Source organism: Lonsdalea britannica (genome assembly GCF_946477055.1).
GTDB lineage: Bacteria > Pseudomonadota > Gammaproteobacteria > Enterobacterales > Enterobacteriaceae > Lonsdalea > Lonsdalea britannica_A.
The window spans coordinates 1-12888 of record NZ_CAMKXG010000085.1 but is presented as its reverse complement, the minus strand read 5'-3'; the positions used below and the strand labels follow the sequence as shown (position 1 = coordinate 12888).

Here is a 12888-nt window from a genome sequence, read left to right as displayed (position 1 = left end):
TGTATAAGAGACAGGTTGATAATCTATTTTGTAATAATCGGTGAAGATATTTTTGATTAAGTGTTCGTTCAATAATGCTATATTAGCGGCCATTCATGTAGAGATTCGGAAGTCTTATGAGAAGCTATGACGATTTGAAGCATTTCAAAGAAAAGACCCAGTCGGAAGACATTAATTTCCAAGAAATGTCGGGTCAATCTTTGCATGATGAAGGTTCTCGCTGGGCCATCGTGAAACAAGTCATTAATGAAGAGAAAGGCGGAGCCGAATCTTCATTGGGCGCAGGCGTACCGCCTTCTCTGAGGCCTGTTGCGAAAAATGAATTTGCGGCTCCGGCTTCCGTGGTCAAGCCCGTGAGGTTGGACGACTCGAATACCCGTCCGCGCAATGATGATCCCGCAGGACAGCGGTCACTGCTTCATTCAGTCGCCGCCGCGTCGAAGCCGTCGCCGGTTGCGGATCGTACGACGTCATTACGGCAGCCAGAGCCTGCCTCATCTTCCCCTGCGTCCCGCCCGGAACAGACCGCCGCCGTCAGCACGGCGTCGCTGGAGCCCGAGCGCTATAAGCAGATGTTCAGCACGCGGAGTCGGCAAACGACGCAGGCGCCGAACAAAGAAGCGCTGTTGAAACCGCTATTGGAGAAAATTGCCTCATGCCGTTAGTTTGTGTTTGTTCTCCGAAAGGCGGGGTCGGAAAAACCACGATGGTGGCCAATCTGGCCTACGCCTTGGCGCGCGGCGGCAGTAAAGTGCTGGCGATCGATTTTGACGTCCAGAACGCGCTGCGCCTGCATTTCGGCATTCCGTTATCCGATGAGCGGGGCTATGTGGCGGCCGCCGTCGAGTCGCCGGACTGGAGTCAGTCGATCCTGACGGCGGGCGGCAATATTTTCGTGTTGCCGTACGGCAGCGTGACGGAAACGCAGCGTGAGGACTTCGATCGGCACCTGGCGGATCCCGCGTTTTTGTTACGCGGACTCAGCGCCATGTTGAACTATCCCGGCCTCGTGATCCTGGCCGACTTTCCGCCCGGACCCAGCCCTGCATTAAAAGCGATGGCCGAGCTGGCGGACCTGCACCTGGTCGTCATGCAGGCGGATACCGCCTCGCTGTCTCTCCTGTCGCCGGTAGAAGAAAACCGACTCATTGGCGGACCGTTGAACCATAAACAGGGATACTACTGGCTGCTGAATCAGACGGATACGCGACGCGCAATCAGCAGGGATGTGGCGGCCTACATGCAGGAAAACAAAGGCGACAGGTTGATTGGCTGCGTACATCGCGACGAAAGCGTCGTCGAAGCTAACGCCTCACAGCGCTCCATTTTCGATTTTAGTCCGGCTTCCGCCGCGGCATTTGATATTGAATTAATCAGCAAACGTATTGCGGCGCTGTTGGATATCAAAGTGGGTAATGGCGAAGTCCATAAGACATTCGTGCCTGCCTCTTATTAATAGGAACGGCGCAGATAATAAATTTGCGCCAATATCTTTAGGATATTTCCTCTTTTCTGCATTAACCCGCTCATTACTGAACATCAGGGTGATTTATGAAGAAGGCGCTTTTTTATCTGTTGTTACTGGTGTTATTTCCGGTAGCGTTAGTGATTATCATCACCCCGATGGACAGCCAGAAACAATACATCTTTGGCTTAATCAGTATTAGCATGCTGTTTTTATTAGGCCGCAGTGAAAGCCGAAAGGTCACTGTGGTCATGGTTATTCTTACGTTATTAATGTCTACTCGCTATATATACTGGCGTGCGACGGAAACACTGCATTTTAATTCTGAGATCGAGACTATTTTAGGAATTGGCTTATTTATTGCCGAGGTCTATGTCTGGGTTATTTTGATGCTGAGTTTCATGCAGACCATATGGCCGTTACAACGCGGCATCGAGGCGCTGCCGGAGGATACCAGTCTGTGGCCGACGGTAGACGTCTACGTCCCGACCTACAACGAAAGTCTGGACGTGGTAAGGGATACGGTGCTGGCGGCGCAGTGCATGGATTACCCGCAGGATAAGTTCAAAGTCTACATTCTCGACGACGGCAAGCGCAGCGAGTTTGCGGTGTTCGCCGCTCAGGCTGGCGTAGGTTACATCACCCGTGACGACAACTCGCACGCTAAAGCGGGCAACCTGAACCACGCCATGCAGCTCACCAACGGCGAGCTCATTTGCGTCTTTGACTGCGACCACGTGGCTAAACGTATTTTCCTGCAGGCGACGGTAGGGGCGTTCCTGAAAGACGACCGGCTGGCGCTGATGCAGACGCCGCACTACTTCTACTCCCCCGATCCGTTCGAACGCAACCTCAAGGCGGCCAGACAGATGCCAAGCGAAGGCGAGCTGTTTTACGGACCGATCCAGCAGGGGAATGACTACTGGAACGCCACCTTCTTTTGCGGCAGCTGTGCGGTGATTCGTCGTACGGCGCTGGAAGAAGTGGGCGGGTTCGCCGTGGAAACGGTAACGGAAGATGCGCATACGGCGCTGAAAATGCAGCGACGTGGCTGGAAGTCCGCTTTTCTGGCGATCCCGCTGGCGGCGGGGCTGGCGACCGAGCGACTGGTGCTGCATGTCATTCAGCGTACCCGCTGGGCGAGAGGGATGACGCAGATTTTCCGCGTCGATAACCCGCTGCTGGGTAGAGGGCTGACCTGGCAGCAGCGTCTGTGTTATCTCAGCGCCATGCTGCACTTCCAGTTCGGCCTGCCGCGCGTCATCTTCCTGACCGCGCCGCTGGCCTATCTGCTGTTCAACCTCAATATCATTCATTCGTCGGCGAACCTGATTTTTGCCTACGTGTTGCCGCATCTGGTGATGTCGGTATACCTCAATGCGCGGATGAACGGACGTTTTCGCTACAGCTTCTGGGGCGAAATTTATGAAACGGTCATGGCGTTCCATCTGATTATTCCAACGCTGTTAACGCTGATCTCTCCGCGTCACGGCAAATTCAACGTGACGGATAAAGGCGGCCTGCTGGACGTGGGCTTTTTCGACTTCCGCATTGTGCGACCGCACATCGCGACCGCCGTCTTGCTGTTCGTGGGGATCGTCGCCGGGGGCATTCGCGCGGTAGGGCACAACTATTACAACGTCGATCCGTATGTTATCGCCCTGAACGTCGCCTGGGCCTGCATCAGCCTGCTGATTCTGATGGCGGCTATCGCCGTGGCGCGGGAAACCAAACAGACCCGTCAGACGATACGTATCGACGTCGAACTGCCGGTCATCATTCACTACGCCAGCGGTATTGCGTCACGTACGGTGACCGTGGACCTGTCGATGGGCGGCGCGCAAATCAAAGCGCCGGATCAGCGTCATAAAACCGACCCCATCGAGTGCCTCGAACTGTTGTCTCGCGCGGGTGAAATCGCGCTGCCGGTGAAGTCCGTGAGTTTTGATGACAGCACCATTCGGCTGCGGTTTGATGAAATCCCGCTGGCGCAGCGCCGGGGGTTGGTGCGCGTGGTGCTTTCGCGCGCGGATGCCTGGATTGACCCGCCCTGGCCGCGAGACAACCCGCTGCGCTCCTTAGTGACGGTGCTCCGGACGGTGTGTGAATTCTTCTGGCTGACCTGGAAGGGGAAAAAGAAAGAGGGGCCGACGCCGTCAGCGTTGCCCTCAGCGACAGAAGGGACACGGCAAGAGGATAAAACGGCATGAGATACGGATTTTTCAGGACGCCTTCTGTGTTAACGACGGTTCTGCTGCTGTGCCTGAGCGGCGGCGCTTCTGCCGCCGAGGAATCAAGCCAGCCGCTGTCGTTGATCGACGCCCCGTTGCCCGCGGGATTGCCCCGGATTTCAGGCGCGTATAAAACCGCGCCGCCGTTTGAAACGCCTTTGGCGCCCCCGGTCGCGATGCCATCTCCGTCCGCCCCTGCGCTGAATGCGCCATCGGACGTTTACAATCAACCGATCAGCAGCACGATTTCCGTGGCGCAAATGGGACAGGCGCAGGGCGTCGCGCTGAGCGGCGGTCAGCTGCAGGCCGGTTTGAGATTTACGCTTTCGGCCGATCAGGTGGTGACGTCCGCGCATCTGGCGCTCAAGTTCGCCGTTTCTCCGGCGCTGGCCGAGCGCAATACCGCGCTACAGCTGATGCTGAATGGACAGCCGCTCGGCAACGTTCCCCTGACCACGAACGGGCAGGAGACCGGGACCTATCAGATTGAGATCCCTGCCGCGCTGGTGGTGTCCGACAACAACCTAAGTTTCCGCATCATCAATTCAGATCGCCTGCTGTGCGAGCGCGACAATGCTCATCAATACAGCGTCACCATTCTGCCGAGCACCACGCTGCAGCTGGAAGGCCAGCAGCTGAATGTCGGGGCGGACATCGGCAACTTCCCGCGGCCGTTTATCGACTCCATGCAGATGGCGACGGCCTCCGTGCCGATGATTTTCCCTGCCGAGCCGACGGCCGATCAGGTGAGCGCAGCGGCGCTGGTGGCGTCCTGGATGGGGGTTCAGACCAACGGACGAGATATCACTTTCCCCGTGAAGCGAGACAGCGTGCCGGAACAGAACGGTATTTTGTTCGGTTATCCGGGCCAGAAGATCGGCCGCGTCACGCTGCCGCAGGTCGATGCGCCGACGTTGCAGCTGATGGATAATCCTGACAACCCGATCTACAAGCTGTTGCTGGTGGTAGGGAAGGACGAGGATCAGCTGAGGCAAGCCGCCTATTATCTCGTCAGCCAGCCGCTGACCGCGAAGCAGTCGGCCATCACCGTCATCCCGCAGACTCTTCCGCGTCATAAAAGCTACGATGCGCCGCGCTGGATCAGCACCGACAGGCGTGTCCGTTTCAGCGAACTGCTGGAGCAAGATCAGAGCATGACGTCTCTGGGCATTTGGCACTCCGCGCAAAACCTCAAGTTCCGGGCGGCCCCCGATCTCTTCCTGTGGGACGGCGAAACGATCCCGGTGCATATCAGCTACCGCTTCCCGGCGGAAAGCTGGATTGATGAACATCGCTCTGACCTGAACGTCACGCTTAACGGCACGTTTATCAGCAATTTACCGATGGTGAAAGAGGGCCTGCTGGAGCAACTTTGGCGTCGGTTGGGGGGCGATAATCGTCAGGAGGCCTACACGCTGAAGCTCGACCCCTATCTGATTTACGGCTTTAACCAGCTGCAGCTCTACTTCAACATCCGGCCCAAAGCGGATGCGCCGTGTAACGTGCTGCTGAACAACAACATCAAAAGCCGCATTGAGAACGATTCGTGGATAGACCTGACCCGAACGCGTCATTTCACGATGCTGCCCAACCTGTCGTATTTCATCGGCGCGTCGTTCCCCTTCTCCCGGCTGGCTGACTATGCGCAAACGGTGATGTTGCTGCCGGAACGCCCCACCGATCAGGAGATCAGTACGCTGCTCGGCATGGCGGGCCGCTCCGGCGACGCGACCGGCGTCAGTATCAATCACAACCAGGTCGTGTTCGGCGTGCCGAAAGACGGCGTAGAGCTGCATCGGCTGCAAAACAGCGATGTGCTGGCGGTCACGACGCTCCCGCACGCAGGGTTTAACGCGGCGCTGCTGGCGGAGTCCCCTTACCAGACCGACGGCCATGCGCTGGGTGTCAAAATGCCCAGCGTGCCGGAAAAACTCGTCAGCTGGCTAACCGGCGACTGGGCCCGCCATCCGATCGATGCCGACCGCTACTTCTCCTCGAATGAGTTCTGGCGCGGTTTTGTCAGCTATCGATCTCCGTGGAACCCTAAACGCGTCGCGGTAGTCGTGTTGGCGACGAACGACCAACAGCTGCAGCGGCTGCACGGCGACCTGACGTCGGCGCGCGTGACGGCGGCGATTCGCGGCGATACCGCCATCATCACCGATGAAAATGGCATCCGCAGTTTTCGGGTGGGCCCGCAGTTCCCCAGTGGGCAAATGCCCTGGTACATGATGATTATCTGGTATGCCAACCAGCATGCCGTCATTCTGGCGTTTGTCGCCTTAATCATGGCTTCGTTAGGCGGAGCGGGTTTGTATCGCGTGCTGAAACGCCGCGCCCATCGCCGTCTGCACCCGCAGGATGAGCGTGATTCAGGCCGGAAATAATTGAGCGATCTATGAAAAAGAACACACTGACAGCCAGAATGCTTCGGTCACTGTGCCTGGTGGGGGCGACGGCACTGTCCGCGCCGACGCAGGCGGCGGACAATACTAACCCGGCGTTTCAGGCGTTATTTGATCAGGCGGAATATTGGCATCAACGCGCCCACGACGATTTGGCCAAAGGCGCCTTGCAGAAGGTGCTGGCGGTGGATGCCGAGAACACCGGCGCGATTTACCTGATGGCGCTCTACTCTCAACAGCGTGGCGACAACGTCGAGGCCACGAAGTGGCGCACGCGTCTGGCGAGCATTTCGCCGCAGGACCCTCGGTTGCAGGAGCTGGACAGCTCCCGGCGCTGGCAGAATATTCCGCCCGCTCAGCTGGCGCTGGCTCGTCAGCAGGCCCGTAGCGGCAACATCGCCGCTTCGCTGCAAACCTGGCGCAACCTGTTCGACGGCGGGCAGCCGCCAGCCAATGTGGCGGTTGAGTACTATCTGACGATGGCGGGCGATCGCACGCTGTGGCCGCAGGCGGTGGACGGCCTGCGGCAGTTCGCGGCGGCGAATCCGCAGGATATTCAGGCCCGGCTGGCGCTGGGGAAGGCGCTGACCTATCAGGAGTCCACCCGGCGCGAAGGACTGCAGTTGCTGGATGCCATGGCCTCCGGCAATCCTGACGCGGACGGCGCTATGCGCCAGGCCCTGCTGTGGATGAGTCCTCAGCCGGAGGACGCGGCGCTGTATGGCAACTATCAGCAGCGTCACCCGCAGGATAATGCGGTGATGGCGCACTACCGTACCAACGTTGGTGGCGCGGCGAAAGGAAAAGGCTTCGCCGAACTGAACAGCGGCGATGCGGACGGCGCGCAACAGGCGTTTGAACAGGTGCTTCAGACCTCGCCGCAGGATGCGGATGCGCTGGCCGGGCTGGGCTATATCGCCCAGCGTCGAGGCGACTATGCCAGCGCCGCCAACTATCTGGAGCAGGCGGCGAAGCAGGGCGGAGAAAACAGCGTCGAGCGCCGGCAGCAGGCCGAAGACGCCCGTTTTTACGCGCAGCTGAGTGTGGCGCAGCAGGCGATGAAAGCGGGCAACGCCGCGCAGGCGCTGACGCTCAGCGAACCTCTGATGCAGGCCAGTGGAGAACGCGGCATCGCCGTTCGTCTCTTTCGGGCCGATGTGCAACGTCGCAGCAGTCAGCTGACGCAGGCGGAGCAGAGTTATCGCGATGTGCTTACGCTGGATGCGAACAACAGCGCGGCAAAAGAAGGGCTGTACTATGTGCTGCGCCAGCAGAATCGCAGTACGGAAGCCGACACGCTGCTGGCGGAATTGCCGGACAGCCTACGCCAGCGTCTGGCGCCGCGCGTGGCGGTGGTCGAAGGCAGCGCCTCCATGCGCCGCGCCGCGGAACGCGAGCTGGCGGCGGGTCGCTCGGCGCAGGCTATCGCGTTGTTGCAGCAGGCGATACAGCGCTGGCCCGCCGATGGCTGGGTGAGATACGACCTGGCGCGCGCCTACAAACAGCAAGGGGACATGACGACGGCCGCTGATGTGATGCAGCCGCTGTACCGTCCCGGCGCCAGCCCCGAGCAGCTGTTCGCCGGTGCGCTCTTCGCCAGCCAAAACGGCGCCTGGCAGCAAACCGGGGCGCTGTTGGCTCGCGTCCCCGAGCGCCAGCAGACGCCGAACATGCGTGCGCTGGCACGACGGGCCAACTTCAATCTGCAGATGGTGACGGCGCGGGATTATCTTAAAACCGGCGCTAATATGGCGGCGGCCAACACCCTGAAGGCGTTGGCGGTGAACCCTCCCGCCGATCCGCAGGATGCCGGGCAGCTGGCGCAGGCGTTGGCGGCGGCAGGCGATACCGCCAGTGCCGTCGGCGTCGTGCGCAACAACATGCAGCGCGGCGTTCAAGGCAATGCAGGCGACTACGCGGCGCAGGTCGCCGTCTTGGATCAGGCCGGTCTCGGTCAGGAAGCGCAGGCGTGGCTGAGCAATCCCGATATGCTGGCCCGCAGCACGCCGGAACAGTTGGCCGCCGTGCGTAACGGCGGCGTGATCCAGGAGGCGGATCGCCTGCGAGAGGCCCGGCAGTATGCGGCCGCTTACGACACACTGATCGGCGCGTTGCAGCACGATCCGCAGAATACCGATTTAATGCTGGCGATGGCGCGACTCTATCAGTCCGGCAAAATGAATCAGGAAGCGGCAACGGTCTACGACTATCTGATGACGCGAGATACCCCGACGCAGGATGCGCGCGTCGGCGCTATCGACGTGGCATTGGCGCAGAACGACGTCTCGAAAGCCAGCTCGCTGGCCGCCGGCCTGAACGACAAACAGACGCCGGAACGTCTGCTGCTGCTGGCGCGCGTGGCGGACGCGGAAGGGAACAAAGAGCAGGCGATAGCCTATCTGCGTACGGCCCGTGGGAAAATGATTGGGCTGCAGGGCGCGGAGTCCGGCAGCCTGCCGGTGATTGGCGGACTGGCGCTGGCGGATAACCCGTTCATCAACCGGACGACGGAAAGCACGCGTCGTTCGCCGTCGACCTACGGCAGCGTGATGCCGTGGCAGCAGCGTGACGAAACCGCCGACTATCGCGCGGTGGGCGGGCAACGCCTCGATGGAAGGCCGGGGGGCACGACGGCCTCTGCGCAGAATGGCACTTTTCGCCAGATTAACCAGATGATGGAGACGCTGGAGAGCGACACCGGCACCTGGGTTCAGACCGGAGTGCAGGTGCGTGGTCGCGACGGCGAGTCCGGCCTCAGCAAGTTGACCGAAGCGAAAGCTCCGTTAACGTGGTCCAGCGCGCCGTTGGGCGAGGATCGCTTCAACTTTACCGTTACGCCAGTGACGCTGAGCGCGGGAAGCGCCGAAGACACTTCCAGCCGTCGCTTTGGTTTAGGCGCCATTCAGCAGGCCATAAAGGCGAATGCCCAATCGTCCTCGGACAACTTCAATCTCGACAAAATCACGGCGGACTCTCCGGGCTCACAAAACGCCACCGGCGTAGAGCTTAACCTGGCGTTGACAGGAAAAGAGTACAAGGTAGATATCGGTTCAACCCCGCTGGGGCAGGATCTCAGTACGCTGGTGGGGGGCGTTCAGTGGTCGCCGAAACTGACCGACTTCCTGACGCTGGTGCTGACCGGCGAGCGCCGGGCGGTCACCGACAGCCTGCTCTCCTACGTCGGCGCGCGCGACGCCTACAGCGGTGAGAAGTGGGGCCGCGTGACCAAGAACGGCGGAACGGCGCTGCTGAGCTATGACGACGGCGACGCCGGTTTCTATGGCGGTGCAGGTGCCTACAGCTATCTGGGCGAGAACGTAAAGAGCAACAAAAGTCTGGTGGCGAATGCCGGGGCTTACGTGCGTCCTTATCATGATAGCGAGCGTGAGCTGAAGACCGGCGTCAGCATGTCGTGGATGGATTTCTCCCGCAACCTGAGCTACTACAGCTACGGACAGGGCGGCTATTTCAGTCCGCAGAACTTCGTCTCGGTTTCTTTCCCCATCGACTACACCCAGAAATACGACGATCTGAGCGTGAAGATCGGCGGCGCTTTGGGCTATCAGTCCTACTCGCAGGATCGCAGCGCTTATTACCCCAACGACCCGTTATTACAGAATGTGTTGGAAAGCGCCGCCGCCAGCGGCCTGACCCAAGAGGCCTATTATCCCGGCACCAGTAAAAACGGTATCGGCTACAACCTGCACGCGGGGGCTGACTATAAGGTCAATCGCAACGTCACTATCGGCGGTCAGCTCGGTTACGACACCTTCGGTGACTATAACGAAAGCAGCGCGCAACTCTATTTCCGCTATATGCTTGGAGGTGAATAAGCATGAGTGAACGTCAGCAAACGACCTTGCAGTACTATCGCCAGCAGCAGTGCCCGCCGGGCTGGTTTGATCTTCTCGGGATCATCATTGAGAATATGATGAACAACGTCGGTGAAAGCGAAGGTCAGGCCTTTCTCCAGCAAATGGGCGAGGCGCTAGCTAAGCGTTATCCCCTATCGGCGGCATTGACCGTGGTTGACCTGGAGCGGGAGATGAATGCGGTGCTGGCCACGTTTGATTGGGGCTATGTCGAACTGCTGCCGGGCGACGCGTCGCTGGACATTCTCCATCTGGCTCTGCCTGCCGGTGATAGCGCGTTGAGCAAAGCGCGCTGGCTGATGGCGATCAAAGCGGTGTTGCAGGGGCTGTATGCTCACTGGTTGAAAGAGCAGGGCGGCGGCGCTCATGTGCCGCTGGTCGGTGAAGCGATTGACGGTGAGACGGCGCTGCGATTTCGTTATCAAAATAACTAGAGGGGAAAGCATGATAAAGCCATTGCGGCACTGGACTATGGTCTTGCTCATGGCGTTATGCAGCACAAGTGCGATAGCGGCAGATCAGGGATGGGATAGCTACAAAAGCCGTTTTTTAACGGTGGACGGGCGAATTCAGGATACCGGCAATAACAACGTCAGCCACACGGAAGGGCAAGGTTTCGCCATGTTGCTGGCGGTGCATTATGATGACCGGAACACCTTCGACCGCCTGTGGTCATGGACGCAGTCCCATCTCAAAAATAAACAGAACGGTCTGTTCTACTGGCGCTATACCCCGAAAGCGGCCGACCCGGTGGCCGACAAAAATAATGCTTCCGACGGCGACGTCATGATTGCCTGGGCTTTGTTGAAGGCCGGTGAGAAGTGGCGCAACGATCAGTATTTACAGGCGTCGGACAGCCTGCAAAAAGACATCATCGCGCACAATGTGACGCAGTATGCCGGGCATACGGTGATGTTGCCGGGCGCGAATGGTTTCAACAAAAGCACCTACCTCGTCCTCAATCCTTCTTATTTTATCTTCCCCGCCTGGAACGATTTTTCCAAACGCAGCCGCCTGCCGGTATGGCATCAGCTGATTGAAGATGGAATGCTGTTGCTGAGTAAAACGCGGTTCGGCGATACCAACCTGCCGTCGGACTGGGTGGCGCTGAACGCCGATGGTTCTATGGCCCCGGCGATGAACTGGCCGTCGCGCTTCAGCTATGACGCTATCCGCATTCCACTGTACGTTTACTGGTACGACCATGAGAGCGCGGAGCTTAGCGCGTTCCGCCTGTACTGGCACGGTTTCCCGCGTCTTCGAACGCCCGCCTGGGTGGATGTGTTGAGCAACCATACCGCTCCGTACATGATGAATGGCGGCCTGCTGGCGGTGCGGGATTTGACCATGGGCGACGGCCAGCAGGTGACGGACGCCATCAGCCCGGATGAAGACTACTACTCCGCCAGTCTGCATCTTCTGGCCAATCTGGCGCGGGTCACCGCCGACGCGCGTTAACCTCATCAGGCGCAGCCGCATTCCGGTTGCGCCTGCTTAAGACTAATAAGAGCGCCCTTTTTCTGATGTCCGGCCACTGACGGAAAAACTTTCCTCAGAAAAATCCTTAAACCTTTTAACCGACTTCCCTTTGCATCCTATAAACTTGGCGCTCGAGATATACTGTACGGCTGTTTTTCCCCGTACGTCGGGGTTTTGGGAGAATAGGTTTGCACGTTCGTCGTTCACTAACTATCAAACAGATGACGGTGATTTCGGCAGTGTCGGTCACCGCCGTCTGCCTGTTTATCGTGATCCAGCTGTTCCATTTCGTGCATCAGCGACGGGATGATTACGTGCGCCAGCTGGAACACATTGCCTATTCCGTGCGAACTCCCCTGACCAACGCCGTCTTACAGGGTGACGTGGTCGAGGCCGACGGCCTGCTCAACAACTTATTACCGGTCGGTTTCCTGAGCCGGGCCTATCTGGTGCTGCCCGGTGAGCTGCATACGCTGCATGCCAATTTTCCGTCCGAACGCCCCTTACCGCGTTGGATAGCGCGGACGTTTAATCTGCCGATAGAAGTCTCGATCCCTTTATATTCCCTGCCGCAGGTGCCGGGCTCCACGCCGCTGGCGCATCTGGTGCTGCAGGCGGACTCCTACCGGATGTTCCAGTTCATCGTCAGCACGTTTTCGACCCTGCTGGTGACCTATCTGTTGCTGGCGCTGATCCTCTCGGTGGGGATTACCTGGTGCGTGAAACATCGCGTCGTCAACCCGCTTCGTTTAATCATCAAAGAGTTGCAGGATGTTCCTTCTGAGTCTTTGCCAGAGCATCCGCTGACGCTGCCGGAGCGACACAGCGACGACGAACTGGGTATGTTGGTGCGCAGCTACAACCGTAATTTGCGGCGGTGGAAGTCGCACCGCCGTGCGGGGGATGAGGCGCTAACGGACAAAGCGACGCTCATTCACGCCTTATCCGACCGACGGGAACCGTTCTGTCTGTGCGTGGTGGGGCTGGAAGGAGAGGTGGCCCGTGGAAACGACACGCTGCCGCCAACGCTCGCGGCACTGCGTGCTGTCATCGGCGATTCCGGTCTGCTGGCGCGGCTGGATAACGACGAATATGCCGTGTTGGGCGCGGTGCCGGCGACGCCCGATCTTGCGCAGGCGTGGGGACATCAAACTCTCGCGCTTCTGCGTGAAGGAGGATTGCACGCAGGCGTGAATGTCAGTATCGGTTTGCTGACGGTGCCCGACGAGGCGGCGTTCACGCAGCACAATGCCGCCGGGCAATGGCTGGCGCAGGCCCGTCTGACGATGGAGCAGGCGCGCGGCGCGGGTGGCGATGTCGTTCTTTCTCGCGTTGCCTCTCAGTCCGCTCCCCACTCTTAACGATGACGTCGCCTTTCTGGCCGTGGGCGACAATACTCTTATTTAAATTATTTAATAAATAACAGTATGTTAGAT

The 12888-nt window shown here is 59.0% G+C and carries 8 protein-coding genes; all 8 read left to right on the top strand.

Annotation, left to right across the window (positions count from 1 at the left end):
- The first annotated feature begins 116 nt into the window (after positions 1-116).
- The 8 genes from bcsO (at position 117) to Q7O77_RS07865 (ending at position 12813) form a co-directional block, all read left to right on the top strand.
- Complete coding sequence (gene bcsO / locus Q7O77_RS07900; RefSeq protein ID WP_304165455.1) at positions 117-665, top strand: cellulose biosynthesis protein BcsO; 549 nt, start codon at positions 117-119, stop codon at positions 663-665.
- On the top strand, positions 656-1456 hold the full coding sequence (gene bcsQ / locus Q7O77_RS07895) for a cellulose biosynthesis protein BcsQ (protein ID WP_304165452.1): 801 nt from the start codon (positions 656-658) through the stop codon (positions 1454-1456). Before bcsO ends, bcsQ begins: the two co-directional genes overlap by 10 nt.
- Positions 1457-1551: 95 nt before the next feature.
- The gene (gene bcsA / locus Q7O77_RS07890) at positions 1552-3675 is read left to right on the top strand and encodes a UDP-forming cellulose synthase catalytic subunit (RefSeq protein ID WP_304165450.1); all 2124 of its coding nucleotides are present in this window, start codon (positions 1552-1554) and stop codon (positions 3673-3675) included.
- A gap of 26 nt (positions 3676-3701) precedes the next feature.
- Entirely contained in the window at positions 3702-6083 is a 2382-nt protein-coding gene (bcsB, locus tag Q7O77_RS07885; RefSeq protein WP_304165448.1) for a cellulose biosynthesis cyclic di-GMP-binding regulatory protein BcsB, read from the top strand.
- A gap of 11 nt (positions 6084-6094) precedes the next feature.
- Positions 6095-9934: a cellulose biosynthesis protein BcsC gene (locus Q7O77_RS07880; RefSeq protein WP_304165445.1), complete on the top strand. Its 3840-nt coding sequence runs from the start codon at positions 6095-6097 to the stop codon at positions 9932-9934.
- Between the two features lie 2 nt (positions 9935-9936).
- Positions 9937-10407, top strand: a complete 471-nt coding sequence (bcsD, locus tag Q7O77_RS07875; protein ID WP_304165442.1) for a cellulose biosynthesis protein BcsD — start codon at positions 9937-9939, stop codon at positions 10405-10407.
- A 10-nt stretch (positions 10408-10417) separates the two neighbouring features.
- Positions 10418-11431 (top strand): glycosyl hydrolase family 8, encoded by a 1014-nt coding sequence (locus Q7O77_RS07870; protein WP_304165439.1) that lies wholly within the window; start codon positions 10418-10420, stop codon positions 11429-11431.
- Between the two features lie 209 nt (positions 11432-11640).
- The gene (locus tag Q7O77_RS07865) at positions 11641-12813 is read left to right on the top strand and encodes a HAMP domain-containing protein (protein WP_304165436.1); all 1173 of its coding nucleotides are present in this window, start codon (positions 11641-11643) and stop codon (positions 12811-12813) included.
- The last annotated feature ends 75 nt before the right edge of the window (positions 12814-12888 follow it).

Coding starts and splice junctions, on each gene's coding strand:
- bcsO (WP_304165455.1), top strand. CDS start 117: ATGAGAAGCTATGACGATTTGAAGCATTTCAAAGAAAAGACCCAGTCG.
- bcsQ (WP_304165452.1), top strand. CDS start 656: ATGCCGTTAGTTTGTGTTTGTTCTCCGAAAGGCGGGGTCGGAAAAACC.
- bcsA (WP_304165450.1), top strand. CDS start 1,552: ATGAAGAAGGCGCTTTTTTATCTGTTGTTACTGGTGTTATTTCCGGTA.
- Q7O77_RS07880 (WP_304165445.1), top strand. CDS start 6,095: ATGAAAAAGAACACACTGACAGCCAGAATGCTTCGGTCACTGTGCCTG.
- bcsD (WP_304165442.1), top strand. CDS start 9,937: ATGAGTGAACGTCAGCAAACGACCTTGCAGTACTATCGCCAGCAGCAG.
- Q7O77_RS07870 (WP_304165439.1), top strand. CDS start 10,418: ATGATAAAGCCATTGCGGCACTGGACTATGGTCTTGCTCATGGCGTTA.